Genomic DNA, 13,365 nt, shown 5'->3' with positions numbered 1-13,365 from the left:
GATCCGGTGGGTCCCGGGGCGGGGGTTCCCCTCGGCGCTCAGAACAGGCCGCGCTCGCCGGCGATCGCGTGGATCCACTCGTGGAGCGCTCCGGCGATCTCCTCGGCGTCGGTGGCGTCGTGACCGACGCTCAGGCGCAGCAGGGTGTCGCCGCCCTCCCCGAACAGGATGCCGGGCCTCTTGTCCAGCTCCAGCACCACGTCCACGCCCTCATCGTCGGTGAGGAAGGTCAGCTCCAGGGACTCCAGTCCCTCGTACTGTCCGGCTCCGGTGTACTCGAACTCCTGGTAGAAGGGCAGTTTCTGGCGGGATCCCGCGATTTCGCCCTTCTCCAGGTCGACGCCCTTCAGCTCGAAGCCCAGCGCGTGCAGGGCCTGGAGGACCGCGGCCTGGGCGGGAAGGGGCTCGATGAGCAGCGGGTCCACGTCCGTGCGGTCCAGGGCGTTGTCCACGTGCAGTCGGGTGTTGACGCCCACGCCCTCCAGGATGTGCTCGCCCCAGAGTGCGGTGACGGGCGCCTCCATGGGGATGGGCAACTCGAAGGGGAACTCGATCTCCTGCTCCGCCTCCAGCTCGAACACCGCGTCGCTGACGACGTGCTCAGCGACGACCTGGTCGATGGTGTACTCGCCCGAGTGCACCTCCCCCTCGTCGTCCTCGTACTCGTACTCCTTCTCCACGGTGGCGCGCAGACCGACGCTGATGCCCTCTACGGTCTGGGCGACGTCGCCGCCGGTGACCTTGAGGGTGCCGGTGACGGTGCCGCCCGGCGTCACGGACTCGGTGTCGAGAGTGGTCTCGACGGTGGCACCTCCGATGCCGACACTGGCGAGCATGCGCTTGAAGATCACGGCCGTCTCTTTCCTGGGCCCGCTGCCCGGGGCGCCGGGGGTGGGGGCAGGGGCCGGTCCACGGGTGGATGGGGGTTCCGGCGCTGTCCGTACTAGGACGCGGTGACGTCGCTGGGGTTTCCCCTGGGCCGGGGCGGTTCGACGCGGGGCGCGGTGGCCAGGCACGGCCCGGCGCGTCGGCGAGGTGGGCGTTGACGCGGCCGAGCAGCGCGAACAGCTGTGCGCGCTCGTCGGTGCTGAGCGGGGCCATGACGCGCTCGTTGACCTCGTCGAGGATCCGGTCGAGCTCGGACAGGCGGCGTTCGCCGTCGTGGGTGATGGTGATGACGTTGCGGCGCCTGTCGTACGGGTCGGGGGCGCGGCGGACCCAGCCGCCGTCGGCGAGGTCGTTGAGGACCGCCACGAGATCGCTCTTGTAGATCCTGGTGCGGCCGGAGAGCGTCGCCTGGCTGGCGGGGCCGAACTCGGCCAGGGCGGCGAGCACCACGAAGTGGTCCTTGTGGGCTCCCACCGCGCGGAGCGCCTCCCCCGCGACGCGCCGTGTCTGGACGGCTGTCATTCCGGCCAGGCGCGAGAGCTGGCGCCTGAGCCGCTCAGGGGTCTGCTCGCCGTGGTCGAATCGCAGTTCGTCGCTCGTCTCCATGCGGACACCCTATCCCTCTTGCATTAGCGAAACTAACGATGTATGTTCGTTGGCGATTTAAACGTTAGTATTTCTAATTAATTTTCGGAGGTTGTCATGACCAGCACCGAGACCCTGATCCGCGGACTCGCCGACCGCGCGGAACTGGCCGACCTGGTCGCCCGCCACAGCCTGTGGATCGACGAGGGCCGGTACGACGAGACCGACGAACTCTTCACCGAGGACGTCGTCGTCACGTCCCTCCGCGGACGGGCCCGGGGCATCGAGGAGCTCGTCGCGCTCGCCCGTTCGGGCCACGACACCTTCGTCCGCACCCTGCACAACAAGTCCAACCTCGTCATCGAGACCGACGGCGACACCGCCACGGTGCGGGCCCACGACCTCGCCGTCTACGTCATGGGCGACAGAACCGAGGCCATCGCTGCCGCGATCCACCGCTACGAGGCGCGCCGCACCGAGGACGGTTGGCGCTTCGACCGCCTCGACGTCGTTCCGGTCGCACTGACCGAAGCCCTCGACCGGGCCTCGTAGGTCGCCGGAGAGCGGGATCGCGCCCGCGCACGGCGAAGGGGCGGGCCCTTCGGCCCCGCCCCTCATGGCTGTCCGTGCCGCCCGTCCGCTTCGGGCACGCGTTCCGTCCGCGTCCGCTCCGGTCCGTGCTGCCCGTCCGCGTTCCGCGGGCGTCGCACGCGCCCTGGGTCCGCTCCGGTCACGGTCTCCGCCGATCCCTTCGGTAGTCGGACCCGTCCACGTCCGGCAGGATCCCCTCCTGCCGTAACACCGGGGGCGGCCTGTTCCCCGACCTGACGGCGGCCGTCCCCGCGACGCCGCCCAACAGCGTCGCGATCGCCACCCCGGCGACGAGGTTGACGACCGCAGTGGCGATCTGGCTGGCCAGTTCGGCTCCCTGGGTGAACGGCGTGACCGCGGCGACCGCCGTCATCAGCCCCATCATCCACCCGAAGAACGCGCGCGGTCGCGGCGCGGTCAGCAGCAGCACGTGCAGCAGGCCCGTGGCCAGCAACGCCGCCGCGGCCGCCATCAACGCGTAGGCCACGGTCCCCGTGTCACCCAGGTAGCCCGCCTCCTCCGGCGCGAGCACGGGAATTCCCAGTACCCCCCGAATGATCAGCGTGCCGACCAGGACGACCAGCGCCGCGACCACGGCGGTGGCCAGTCCCCCGGACCACAGCCGTACCGCGTCGACCGGACGCTCACTTCCGAACTCGCTCATGCCGATCCCTCCAGAAACGGCCTCGAACTCGGTCGGAACCCACATACCCGCAGCTCCCGAGCGGTAACCCACACGTGGAAGACTGGGAACATGGCTCACTTCGCGCACGCCCGCGTCGACCTGGACGCGATCGCCGACAACGTCCGGCTCCTTCGCGAGCGCGCGGGCGGCACGCCCTTCATGGGGGTGGTGAAGGCCGACGGCTACGGCCACGGCCTGCTTCCGGCGGCCCGCGCCGTCCTCGCGGGCGGCGCCGCGTGGCTCGGCACGGCCTTCATCCGCGAGGCCCTCGCGCTCCGGGCGGCCGGGATCACCGCGCCCGTCCTCGCCTGGATCATCCCCCCGGGCGAGCCCGTCGGCGAGGCCGTCGCGGCCGGGATCGACCTCGGCGTCAGCGACCGCGCGGTCCTCGACACCGTGATCGCCGCCGCGCGCGAACTCGCACGCCCCGCCCGCGTCCAGTTGAAGATCGACACCGGGCTCAACCGCGGCGGCGTCAGCGCCTCCGAGTGGCCTTCCCTCGTGGAGGCCGCCGCCCGTGCCGAGGACGCCGGGCACCTCAGGGTCAGCGGCGTGTGGTCGCACTTCGCCTGCGCGGACGAGCCCGGACACGCGTCGATCCCGCTCCAGCTCTCGAACTTCCACGAGGCACTGGAGGTGGCCGACAAGATCGGCCTCACCCCGCAGGTCCGCCACATCGCCAACTCGGCGGCCCTGCTCACCCTCCCCGAGGCGCGCTTCGACCTCGTGCGTGGCGGCATCGCCACTTACGGTCTGGTCCCCATCCCGCATTACGACGTGCCCGGATTGCGCCCCGCGATGACCCTCCGGTCGCGTGTCGCCCTGACCAAGCGCGTCGGTCCCGGCAACGGCGTCTCCTACGGACACCGCTACGTCACCGATCGCGACACCACCCTGGCACTGGTGCCCCTCGGGTACGCGGACGGCGTCCCGCGTCACGCCACCAACAAGGGTCCCGTGCTGCTCGGGGGGCGTACCCACGTCATCTCGGGAACAGTCTGCATGGACCAGTTCGTTGTGGATGTAGGCGATGAGCCGGTGGACGCGGGGGAGTACGCGGTACTGTTCGGCGATCCGACCGACCACCCCGCGACTCCGACCGCCGGGGACTGGGCCGAGGTCCTGGACACCATCCCGTACGAGATCGTCACGCGGGTGGGCGCGCGGGTGCCTCGCGAGTACGTCGGCGGCGCCTGAGCTGGACGCCGACGCGTACCACCCGCTCTCCCAGCCCGTCTAGCCTGGGTGGGGAGGTCACCTCCGGCGTGCCAGGAGCCGTGTGCCCGGTCGCCAACCGACCCACTACCGACACAAGCTGCGAGTCAGATGACAGACGTAACAGCCACCGCCGCCGGCGCGCCCACCGTCCATGCGGTCACCGCCGCCACCGACGGCGCCATGCGCGCCCTGGGGCGCGACGTGGCCGCCCTCACCCGCCCCGGAGACCTCCTGATCCTGACCGGTCCCCTCGGCGCGGGCAAGACCACGTTCACCCAGGGCCTGGGTGAGGGCCTGCGCGTGCGCGGGTCGGTCACGTCACCGACCTTCATCATCTCCCGGATCCACCCGTCCCTGACGGGCGGACCGGCCCTCGTGCACGTGGACGCCTACCGCCTGGGCGGGCCGGACGAGATCGACGACATCGACCTTGACATGACCCTCCCCGAGTCCGTCACCGTCGTCGAGTGGGGCGAGGGCGTCGCGGAGGGCCTGAGCGACGACCGGCTGGAGATCCGGTTCGAACGCCACCCGGACGACTCCCGGACCGTCCGCCTGCGCCCCGTCGGGGACCGTTGGGCCGACGTCGATCTGCCCGGCATCGTCGCCGGGCGCGGATGAGGAAGGTCACCCGTGCTGCTCCTGGCCTTCGACACCGCCACTCCGGCGGTCACCGCCGCGATCGGTGAGACCTCCGCCGACGGCGACTTCACGCTGCGCGCGAGCGCGTCCTCCGTGGACGCCCGTCGCCACGGTGAACTGCTCAGCCCGACCATCCGCCGCCTCACCGAGGAGACGGGCGTCGCCCTCGGCGACCTCGACGGGGTCGCCGTCGGTGTCGGACCCGGGCCCTACACCGGCCTGCGCGTCGGTCTGGCGACCGGTCACGCCCTGGCCGACGCCCTGGACATCCCCTGCCACGGCGTCACCACGCTGGACGCGCTCGCGTTCGCCACCCGGCGCACGGAGCCCTTCGTCGCGATGACGGACGCCCGCCGCAAGGAGGTGTTCTGGGCCCGCTACGACGACCGCCTCACGCGCGTGGGCGAGGTGCGCGTCGACCGACCCGCCGAGATCGACACCGGGGGCCTGCCGGTCGTCGGACACGGCGCCCGCGTGTACGCCGAGGTGTTCGGCGACGCCGCCGCCGATCCGGACCCGCTGTTCCCGGACGCCGCCGCCGTGGTCGAGCTCGCGTTGCTCCGCCTGCACGCGGGCGAGGAGCTGCCCGAGCCCAACCCGCTCTACCTGCGCCGCCCCGACGCCGTGGTGCCCCGCGCGCCGAAGAAGGTCCGGCAGTGGGTGAAGTGACCGGGGCGCGCCTGCGCTCCATGTCCGGCGACGACCTGCCCGCGGTCATGGACCTGGAGCGTGCGCTGTTCCCCGAGGACGCGTGGACCGAGGGGATGTTCCGCGACGAACTGTCCCAGCCGACGCGGTACTACGTGGTCGCCGAGTCCGACGACCGGGTCATCGGCTACGCGGGCCTGCGCTCCGCCCCACCGGAGGGCGACGTCCAGACCATGGCCGTGGCTCGGGCGGCCTGGGGGCGCGGGATCGGCCGGGCCCTGCTGACCGAACTGCTCGACCGGGCCGCGCGCGAGGGTGTCGTCCACGTCTTCCTGGACGTGCGCGACGACAACCCGCGCGCCCAGAAGCTGTACACCGACTTCGGCTTCACGCGGATCGGTGTGCGGCGCGGCTACTACAACGGGGCCGACGCGATCGTCATGCGGCGTACGGCCCAGCCCGGACAGGTGTCCGGCGGGGAGGGGAACCCATGAGCGACCATCCGTTGATCCTGGGGATCGAGACGTCGTGCGACGAGACCGGCGTCGGTCTCGTGCGCGGCTGTGAACTGCTGGGCGACCAGGTGGCCTCCAGCGTCGACCAGCACGTGCGCTTCGGCGGCGTCGTGCCCGAGGTGGCCAGCCGCGCCCACCTGGAGGCGATGACCCCGACCGTCCGGCGCGCGCTGGACTCCGCGGGCGTGAAGCTGGCGGACGTCGACGCGATCGCGGTCACCGCCGGTCCCGGTCTGGCGGGCGCCCTACTCGTGGGCGTCTCCGCGGCCAAGGCGTACGCGATGGCCCTGGACAAGCCGCTGTACGGGGTGAACCACCTGGTCGGGCACGTGGCGGTCGACCAGCTGGAACACGGCCCGCTGCCCAAGCCCGCCGTCGCGCTGCTGGTGTCCGGTGGCCACACGTCGCTGCTGCTCGTCAACGACCTCGCCACCGACGTGGTCTCTCTCGGCGACACCGTGGACGACGCCGCCGGCGAGGCCTACGACAAGGTGGCGCGGCTGCTGGACCTGCCCTATCCGGGCGGGCCGCCGATCGACGGGGCCGCACGGACCGGCAACCCGCGGGGCATCCGCTTCCCCCGCGGCAAGTGGGGCGACGGTACCTACGACTTCTCGTTCTCCGGACTGAAGACCGCCGTGGCACGGCACGTGGAGGACGCCGAGCGCGCCGGTCAGCCCCTGGTCGTCGCCGACATCGCCGCGGCCTTCCAGGAGTCGGTGGTGGACGTGCTGACCCGCAAGGCCGTGGACGCGTGCGTGGAACACGGGGTGAGCACCCTCGTCATCAGCGGGGGCGTGGCGGCCAACTCGGCCCTGCGCGCCCTGGCGGAGGTGCGCTGCCGGGAGGCGGGGATCGAGCTGCGAATCCCGCGCCCGCGCCTGTGCACCGACAACGGCGCGATGATCGCCGCCCTCGGCGCCGAGGTGGTCGCGGCCGGGCTGCCCCCATCCACGCTTGAGCTGGGTACGGACACCTCCCTGCCGGTGGGGTCCCCGCTGGCCGTGTGAGCGACCGCCGGGCATCCCCGACGACGCCTCTTCCGGAACCGTCCGGTGGGGGCGTCGTGTCGTCGCGTCCTGGGTCGGTCCGAGAGGAGCGACGACGGGCGTACCGGGTGACGCACTCCTGTGCGTGGGGGCGTGGTTCGGTGCACCCAGGAGGAAAGAACCGTCATGGTGGACTCATAAGGGGCCATTCACCCGATTTCTTCCTCATGGGTGGAAAACGGATAAAGGTGTAGAAAACGCATCGAGTGAGTGAGCCTTTTTCATCCTGCTTCTCGGAAGTTGGCGTCCTTCTTCCGCTGCGGCTTGCCCCGGCCCTTGAACGGGCAGAACACCGCCTCCGGCAGGCCCACGTACCCCTTGTCGCCCAGGCCGAGCAGACCCGAGGAGGCGATGCGCTCGGCGATCCTCCACACCCGTGCGGCCCTGGTGTCGTGCACCGATCCCAGGAGCGACCACGACGTCCACAGGGGCTCCCCGTCCGGTGCGGCCACCACCTGGACGTTCATGCCGTGCTGCTTGTGCTTGCCGGAATAGAACGGGCGGTCGGCCGCGACGCGGTCGCAGGCGATCAGGGTGCCGTCCACGATCACGTACCCCCACCCTTTGCGGCGTGCGCGGCGTAGTCTCTGTTCGAGGGTGGGTGCCTGCTTCGCGAGCAGGCCGGTGGTCTCGCGCACGTACCGCCAGGCGGTCGTGGTGCCCACCTCGAAACCGGCTGCGACCTGGGCGAACGTCTCTCCCTTGTAGAGGTGGACCAGTACGAGCAGGGCCTGCTGTGCGGGATCCAGGCGCTGCCATCGGGAACCGGTGTTCCTGCGGTGGGCCCCGATGGTGCGGGCGGCCAGGTTCAGGGTCCGGCGTGACAGGGGCAGCGCGGCACGGTAGAACAGCATGTGAAGCCTCTGGTGCTGGTTCTTCTTGGTCGAAAACCCGTCCACCAGGGGCTTCCTGCTTTCAGAGGTGGTTCCGTGAGGCCGGTACGCGGCTGTGATCTGCGCCTTCAGGATAAAAAAGGCTCAGAGTAGACGGGTCCTCCGTGGTCCTGATAGCTTCATTCCTGGTTCGAGCTTCGCAGGAAATCCGCCTGTGAAGTCCCCACGAGTCGAGTCAGGAATGCCTCATGAAGAAAATGATGAAACGCGTCACAGTTGCGATGCTATTGGCTGCAGGAATTGCTGGTGGAGCTGTTGGCGTCGCCTCCGCAGCCACCGTCGACGTCGGCGGTGGAACCTTGAGCCACGGCACTGGCCTCGGTTCGTCAGCGGGGATCGGCCGCTGACCTGCCCAGCGGTTTGCCCGTAATGTCGTCCGCCGGGGAGGACGGGCCGTCGCGCGACGCCGCGGAGTGCGCCGGGTTCCACAGGCCCGGGAACAGGCCCTTCCTTCCTGGTCCTTGTCAGGACGGGACACAGCCGTCAGGTGACGGCCGGAAGCACGTTCAGCCTCGTCAGCTCCGCGATCTGGTAGCCCTCCTGGAGACTTCCGTCCGGGTCAGCGCTGTTTCCCACGCGCTCTCGGGCAGGCGAGCGATCGCGGCCTCGTCGGCGGATGTGATCTTCCAGCCCACCGTGTAGCGGACGGTGCGCCGGGTGGTGTTCAACGCTTCTAGGTGCTTCAACAACTCGTGCGTGGCGCCCGCACCGTCGATGCGGATGAGGAGCTTGGCGCGGGCCGAGCCGGGGACCTGGTCGAGGGCGTCGGCCAGGACACGCACGTGGTCATCCACGGTGTTGGCTCCAGCGTTGCCGGGCCGCAGGTGCATCGCCAGGCTCTCGCCGGTGTTGGCGCACCAGGCTCCCAGCGGGTGGAACCCGAACGTGCCCTTGAACGTGGGTGCGGCTTTCTCCTTCTTGGAGGCGCTCGTGATGACGGTGGCGTCCAGGTCGACGACGATCCACCCCTTCAGGTGCCGTCCGGCCACGGTCAGGTACGGAAATCCGCCTGGTCGCAGGTGCAGCAGTGTCCACACGTGGCGGCGGATCCGCCGCCGCACTTTCGCGATCTTGGCTGTCATCGCTTCGTCCATGGCGGCCAGGAGCCGACGGGTGGTCGAGTCCGAGGCGGGGGTGCCCGACAACGGCTGTTGGTGCAGACCCAGTTGTTCGGCTTCCAGCAGGCTGCGCGCGCCGATGCGATCGCCACCGCCAGGTGGACGAGTACCGTGGCCCGGTCCCGCCAGGTGTTGGCGGTGCTGGAGGGCAGCGTGCCGGACAGGGCTCGGGTGAGTCCGGTGCGGTCGGCGAGCTTACGCAGGAGCACGGCTCCTGCGTGTCCGATGAGGTTCTTGCCGTCGGAGGTCACGTACAGGCGCCGGTCCCACGGTGTAGGGTCGCTCACCAGAAAGGTGCTCCTGACTTGTGTACCGGATACGACTTCGACACTCGCCTCCTTGCAGTTCAGGGCGCCTTTCGTGTTTTCGGGTCGTCAGGGATCCCAATTCAGCTGAATAGTCGGGGCTGACAGCAAGAAGCCCTTGGTAAACGGGTCAACAACCGCGAAGACCTGAATCCCAAGGGCTCTGATGCTGTTCTACCGCGCCGCCTTGCCGTTGTGACGCCGCACTCTGAACCTGGCCGCCCGCGCCATCCGCGCCCGCCGGGCCGCCACCGGCTCCCGATGGCGACGCCTGAACCCCGCACAGCAAGCCCTGCTCGTACTGGTCCACCTGCACAAAGGGGAGCCGCTCATCCAGGTCGCGGCCGGTTTCGATGTCGGCACCACCACCGCCTGGAGGTACGTGCGCGAGACCACCCGCCTGCTCGCCGAACAAGCACCCACCCTCGAACAGGGGTTGCGCCGCGCTCGTGGAGACGGCCACGGATACGTGATCGTGGACGGCACCCTCATCGCCTGCGACCGCCTCGCCGCCGACCGGCCCTTCTATTCGGGCAAACACGAACAGCACGGCATGAACATCCAGGTCGTGTCCGCACCCGACGGCGAACCCCTCTGGACGTCGTGGTCGCTGCCCGGCGCGGTGCACGACACCAAGGCCGCCCGGGTATGGAAGATCACCGAACGGCTCCAGGCCGCAGGGCTCATCGGGCTGGGCGACAAGGGCTACGTCGGCTTGTCCGAGGTGGTGTTCTGCCCGTTCAAGGGCCGCGGCAAGCCCCAGTGGAAGAAGGACGCCAACTCTGCCCACGCCAAGCTCCGCGCACCCGGCGAGCGCGCGATCGCCCAACTCAAGAACTGGGATGTCCTACGCCGCCTACGCTGCTGCCCGCACCGGGTCGGCCAGATCACCCGCGCGGTGCTGGTGCTTCAACTCCGCGAAGCAGGATGAAAAAGGCTCAGTGTCTCCCCGTCGCAGATAACAACGCCTTTCGGGAGAAGTGCCGCGTACGTTTCCGGTGGGCGCGTCGCGGGCCCTTCCGGTCGGTAGGGAGTTAATCTGCCGTTGACCGCCTCGAAAACCTCAGGGTTCCGCGCGATGTTCTTTTAGTGAAATGTCGCCTTCTGGCGTTTCCCGCACGTCGCGCCCTGCGGATCGGAGGCGAAACCGGGTCGATGATGCGGAGGGACCGATGAGACGGGAACAACGGAGACGGCGGGCGCTCGCCACGAGAGTGGCGGCGCTCACCTTGTCCGCGGTCGTGGCCCTGGGCGGCCAGGTGTTCATGGGCCCTGCGGCGCACGCGCAGGACCCCGAGTGGACCCCCGGACACGGCGGGCAGCCGCCGAGACCGGTGAGCGGCGCGACGCCGCAGCACCCCGCCCACCAGACCAACATGCCGCCGCTCGCGGGGATGCCGGAGCATCCAGCGATGGTGAATATCGGGGAGGCGCCGCCCAAGCAGGAGGACGTGCCGTTTCCGGGGGCGATCGACTTCGGGGCCGAGGAGCCGTTCGACTCGGCCGCTCTGATGGGGGAGCTCTGCCAGAGAGGTCCGGGCAAGCCGATCCAGGGGGCGTTCAACAACGAGACCGGTGACTTCCTGACCAGACCCGCCTTCGTGCGCGAGCACGGGAACTTCGCCCCGCAGGGGCCCTGGGAGGTCCTCCGGGGGCAGTGCCACTTCCCGGTGCTCGGCGGCTGGGACGAGCCCGGCGCGGCCCGGCGCATCACCGGCGTGCAGCAGAACCTGGGAACCGGCGACGACTACTACGAACTGACCGTCACCTGGTTCACCGGCTTCGACGCGACGACCAGTACGGGTTTCAGTTTCTCCAAGACGGTGACCGACGAGATCTTCAGTACCACGAAGAGCAGGGACACCAACTTCACGTGGGCCTGGGGCCGGGCCTTCGAGGTCTCCAGGCTGCGAGCGATGCTCATCGAACCCTGCACCGAGGTCTGGCTGGACGCGACGCCCATCGAGAGGACGTTCCGCGTCCAACCGGTGTTCGAGATCTTCGACCACGGCTTCGACGTCGAGGAGGTGGACGAGGCGGAGGAGGAGCGCAGGGCCGAGGACGGTTGGCGGTTGGCCGGACCGGGAAACCCCTTCATCTTCGCTCCCGGGTTCCACATCGACGGCACGGCCGATCGCCTGCTGTTCGACAGCACGCCGGACCTGATCATCTCGAAGCGACAGAGGAATCTCGACGACAAGCTGTGTGCGTAGCGCGTAGCGCGCCGCGCGACACGGGCCGCCCCGTCCTTCCCCGGCGGGGGCGCGGGCGGCCTCGTCATCGGCCTGAGTCCGCGGTGTCCGCCATCCATGCCGGACGTTGGCGTCAGTCGGCGGTGAAGACGAACGGGAGCAGGCCCGCCGGAACGGTCACGGGGTCCACCCGGAACTCGGCCCACACGTTGGCGCCCAGGTCGCCCCGGGGGCCGAGCGGGAAGTATCCCCAGGCTGTGGACGAGTTCTCGACGAGCAGCGGGCCGCGCTGGCCCTCCGACCAGTCCGACTCGTCGCGGGTGCGCGCCCCTGCTCGGGCGCGGTTGTCGGAAGAGAGGTTAGCCTCGGGCTTTCACGAGGGCGTGACCATCAAGGCCCCTGAACACACGGAAGGTGCATCTGAACTGGGATAATCAAGGGTGTCGAAGCCTTTGGCCCACAACGAACAGAAGCACCTTCCAAGTGGAGCCTATCCACCCTTACCCCCGACCACAGCCCGCGACCGACGGCACCGGAGCCCTCTCCCACGCCGCGGGCCCACTCCTCACCGAGACCGTCCGCGCCACCGGCCTGGACCACACGATCAGCGCCCACCTGGCCCTGGCTCTGGCCTTGGGCGGCGACTGCCTGGCCGATGCCGCACTGCTGCGTGACCAGCCCGACCTGCACGGGCCCGTGGCCTCCGACCCCACCGTCGCCCGCACCCTCACCGCCCATTCCAGAAAGACGAAGCCGCCCCCACCAGGCTGGCCCACCGGGATACGCTGATCGTGCGCGCCGAGCGCCCCCACCCCGGAGCACGGCTACGCATCACCGATTCAGACGGAAACCGCCTCACCGCGTTCGCGACCAACACCCCCCGAGGCCAGCTCGCCGATCTGGAGCTGCGTCACCGCCGCCGGGCCAGAGCCGAGGACCGTATCCGCGCGGCCAAGGACACCGGGCTGGCCAACCTGCCCCTGCACGGCTTCGCCGCCAACCAGATCTGGATCGAGCTGGTCATGCTCGGCTTGGACCTCATCGCCTGGGCGCAGATGCTTGCCCTGACCGGACACGACGCCCGCCGGTGGGAGCCAAAACGCCTGCGGCTGCGCTAGTTCTCGACCGCAGCCCGGTTGGTCAGGACCGGGCGAAGACAACTGCTGCGGTTCAACCGTTCCTGGCCTTGGGGCGGGCTGCTGGTCGGAGCCCTCACCCGGTTGCGGGTGCTGCCCGCCCCAGGATGACCTGCTGTTACCTGCACCGACGAGTATGAGGAAGCGTCTTTGGGGGTCTGTGGATCCTGGCGCTCACCCGAGCGCATCGGGACACCAGCATGCCCATATCCAGGTTTTCGCTGTTTGGCCAGTATCGAGCGTCTCGTCAGCGGACAGCCCAGCCCTCATGAAAGATCGAGGTTAGGGGAGTAGGCGATGGGCGAACAGAGGGAAGCGCTGCCGAAGCGGATCCCGTCCGTGATTCCGGGCGTGCGGATGGCGAGTTTCGGATCACTGCCGGGTCAGGTGACGACTTCGCGGCAGTGGTGCTGGCACGGCTCGGGCCTGAGCTTCGACCGCGCGTACCCGTTGCTCACGGTGGCGTCGGAGCTGCACACGAACGCCCTGCGGCACACGGCGTCCGGGGGCGGTTCGGTCGAGTGCGGTTGCGGATGGAGCGGCACGGGGCCCTGATCCAGGTCGCGGTGACCGACGACGGGGCCCGTGGGGGAGTGGCGCCGACCGTACCGTGCCTGGGCGGGGGATACGGGCTGCGCCTGGTGGAGGAGCTGTCGCAGGCCTGGGGGTGGTTCGGGAGGTCGGGCGGCCCGCTCACCGTGTGGGCTGTGGTGGACCCGCGTGCCGAGGAGGCGCACGGCTCCGGGACCGCGGAGGCGGCCGGCGATCCGGGGAGATCTCCGGACCGGTCGGCCCGGTGGTCCGGTCATGTCCCTTGGAGTGGTGTAACTTCACAACCGCACTAACCCCCGGGATGTGACCCGGGACCGATCTCGCTGGGGCCCCTCTGCCGCCCTGGTC

14 protein-coding genes and 2 pseudogenes are annotated in these 13,365 nt (G+C 69.9%); 10 read left to right on the top strand and 6 right to left on the bottom strand.

Going from position 1 to position 13,365, the window contains the following annotated elements; genetic code table 11:
• Positions 1–38 precede the first annotated feature (38 nt).
• Positions 39–851, bottom strand: a complete 813-nt coding sequence (locus BJF83_RS15000; protein ID WP_075926778.1) for a sporulation protein — start codon at positions 849–851, stop codon at positions 39–41.
• Between the two features lie 391 nt (positions 852–1,242).
• A pseudogene (locus BJF83_RS29270) lies at positions 1,243–1,410 on the bottom strand (MarR family transcriptional regulator); the annotation flags it as partial.
• Positions 1,411–1,590: 180 nt separating this feature from the next.
• On the opposite strand from BJF83_RS29270, the gene BJF83_RS14990 reads away from it, so the two are divergent.
• Positions 1,591–2,025 carry a nuclear transport factor 2 family protein gene (locus tag BJF83_RS14990; protein ID WP_075926777.1) on the top strand — a complete coding sequence of 145 codons (435 nt, stop codon included), beginning with the start codon at positions 1,591–1,593 and terminating at the stop codon, positions 2,023–2,025.
• 178 nt (positions 2,026–2,203) lie between these two features.
• Here the strand turns inward: BJF83_RS14990 and BJF83_RS14985 are convergent, their stop codons facing one another.
• Positions 2,204–2,728, bottom strand: coding sequence for a DUF6069 family protein (locus tag BJF83_RS14985; protein ID WP_075926808.1), 525 nt, complete (start codon positions 2,726–2,728; stop codon positions 2,204–2,206).
• Between the two features lie 90 nt (positions 2,729–2,818).
• On the opposite strand from BJF83_RS14985, the gene alr reads away from it, so the two are divergent.
• From alr to tsaD, 5 genes are all read left to right on the top strand, one after another.
• Positions 2,819–3,946, top strand: a complete 1,128-nt coding sequence (gene alr, locus BJF83_RS14980; RefSeq protein ID WP_075926776.1) for an alanine racemase — start codon at positions 2,819–2,821, stop codon at positions 3,944–3,946.
• Between the two features lie 129 nt (positions 3,947–4,075).
• Positions 4,076–4,588, top strand: coding sequence for a tRNA (adenosine(37)-N6)-threonylcarbamoyltransferase complex ATPase subunit type 1 TsaE (gene tsaE / locus BJF83_RS14975; RefSeq protein ID WP_075926775.1), 513 nt, complete (start codon positions 4,076–4,078; stop codon positions 4,586–4,588).
• Between the two features lie 12 nt (positions 4,589–4,600).
• Positions 4,601–5,278: a tRNA (adenosine(37)-N6)-threonylcarbamoyltransferase complex dimerization subunit type 1 TsaB gene (tsaB, locus tag BJF83_RS14970; RefSeq protein ID WP_075926774.1), complete on the top strand. Its 678-nt coding sequence runs from the start codon at positions 4,601–4,603 to the stop codon at positions 5,276–5,278.
• Positions 5,279–5,298: 20 nt separating this feature from the next.
• The gene (gene rimI / locus BJF83_RS14965) at positions 5,299–5,751 is read left to right on the top strand and encodes a ribosomal protein S18-alanine N-acetyltransferase (RefSeq protein ID WP_075926807.1); all 453 of its coding nucleotides are present in this window, start codon (positions 5,299–5,301) and stop codon (positions 5,749–5,751) included.
• Positions 5,748–6,782 (top strand): tRNA (adenosine(37)-N6)-threonylcarbamoyltransferase complex transferase subunit TsaD, encoded by a 1,035-nt coding sequence (gene tsaD / locus BJF83_RS14960; protein WP_075926773.1) that lies wholly within the window; start codon positions 5,748–5,750, stop codon positions 6,780–6,782. Before rimI ends, tsaD begins: the two co-directional genes overlap by 4 nt.
• A gap of 260 nt (positions 6,783–7,042) precedes the next feature.
• On the opposite strand, the gene BJF83_RS14955 is transcribed toward tsaD, so the two are convergent.
• The 3 genes from BJF83_RS14955 to BJF83_RS29265 all read right to left on the bottom strand — a co-directional run bounded on the left by BJF83_RS14955 (position 7,043) and on the right by BJF83_RS29265 (position 9,119).
• Positions 7,043–7,720 carry a transposase family protein gene (locus BJF83_RS14955; protein ID WP_262391562.1) on the bottom strand — a complete coding sequence of 226 codons (678 nt, stop codon included), beginning with the start codon at positions 7,718–7,720 and terminating at the stop codon, positions 7,043–7,045.
• A 509-nt stretch (positions 7,721–8,229) separates the two neighbouring features.
• Entirely contained in the window at positions 8,230–8,796 is a 567-nt protein-coding gene (locus BJF83_RS14950; RefSeq protein ID WP_262391561.1) for a transposase, read from the bottom strand.
• Entirely contained in the window at positions 8,793–9,119 is a 327-nt protein-coding gene (locus tag BJF83_RS29265; RefSeq protein ID WP_262391560.1) for a hypothetical protein, read from the bottom strand. The genes BJF83_RS14950 and BJF83_RS29265 overlap by 4 nt, the downstream gene beginning before the upstream one ends.
• A 226-nt stretch (positions 9,120–9,345) precedes the next feature.
• Between BJF83_RS29265 and BJF83_RS14945 the strand changes: the two genes are divergently transcribed.
• The 4 genes and pseudogenes from BJF83_RS14945 to BJF83_RS27930 all read left to right on the top strand — a co-directional run bounded on the left by BJF83_RS14945 (position 9,346) and on the right by BJF83_RS27930 (position 13,020).
• Positions 9,346–10,068, top strand: coding sequence for a transposase family protein (locus BJF83_RS14945; RefSeq protein ID WP_262391568.1), 723 nt, complete (start codon positions 9,346–9,348; stop codon positions 10,066–10,068).
• A gap of 241 nt (positions 10,069–10,309) precedes the next feature.
• Positions 10,310–11,350, top strand: a complete 1,041-nt coding sequence (locus tag BJF83_RS14940) for a hypothetical protein (RefSeq protein ID WP_143831898.1) — start codon at positions 10,310–10,312, stop codon at positions 11,348–11,350.
• Positions 11,351–12,094: 744 nt separating this feature from the next.
• A pseudogene (locus BJF83_RS31135) lies at positions 12,095–12,576 on the top strand (transposase); the annotation flags it as partial.
• Positions 12,577–12,762: 186 nt separating this feature from the next.
• Positions 12,763–13,020, top strand: coding sequence for a hypothetical protein (locus BJF83_RS27930; protein WP_075926769.1), 258 nt, complete (start codon positions 12,763–12,765; stop codon positions 13,018–13,020).
• Positions 13,021–13,365 lie beyond the last annotated feature (345 nt).

This window comes from Nocardiopsis sp. CNR-923, assembly GCF_001942255.1.
Lineage (GTDB): Bacteria > Actinomycetota > Actinomycetes > Streptosporangiales > Streptosporangiaceae > Nocardiopsis.
The sequence above is the reverse complement of the archived record's forward strand: the minus strand, read 5'-3'. Positions and strand labels throughout refer to the sequence as shown.

What these genes read in the sequence shown, in the direction of transcription:
- BJF83_RS14990 (WP_075926777.1), top strand. Translation starts at nt 1,591, where the DNA reads ATGACCAGCACCGAGACCCTGATCCGCGGACTCGCCGACCGCGCGGAA.
- BJF83_RS14985 (WP_075926808.1), bottom strand. Translation starts at nt 2,728, where the DNA reads ATGAGCGAGTTCGGAAGTGAGCGTCCGGTCGACGCGGTACGGCTGTGG.
- alr (WP_075926776.1), top strand. Translation starts at nt 2,819, where the DNA reads ATGGCTCACTTCGCGCACGCCCGCGTCGACCTGGACGCGATCGCCGAC.
- tsaE (WP_075926775.1), top strand. Translation starts at nt 4,076, where the DNA reads ATGACAGACGTAACAGCCACCGCCGCCGGCGCGCCCACCGTCCATGCG.
- rimI (WP_075926807.1), top strand. Translation starts at nt 5,299, where the DNA reads ATGTCCGGCGACGACCTGCCCGCGGTCATGGACCTGGAGCGTGCGCTG.
- tsaD (WP_075926773.1), top strand. Translation starts at nt 5,748, where the DNA reads ATGAGCGACCATCCGTTGATCCTGGGGATCGAGACGTCGTGCGACGAG.
- BJF83_RS14950 (WP_262391561.1), bottom strand. Translation starts at nt 8,796, where the DNA reads ATGACAGCCAAGATCGCGAAAGTGCGGCGGCGGATCCGCCGCCACGTG.
- BJF83_RS14940 (WP_143831898.1), top strand. Translation starts at nt 10,310, where the DNA reads ATGAGACGGGAACAACGGAGACGGCGGGCGCTCGCCACGAGAGTGGCG.
- BJF83_RS27930 (WP_075926769.1), top strand. Translation starts at nt 12,763, where the DNA reads ATGGGCGAACAGAGGGAAGCGCTGCCGAAGCGGATCCCGTCCGTGATT.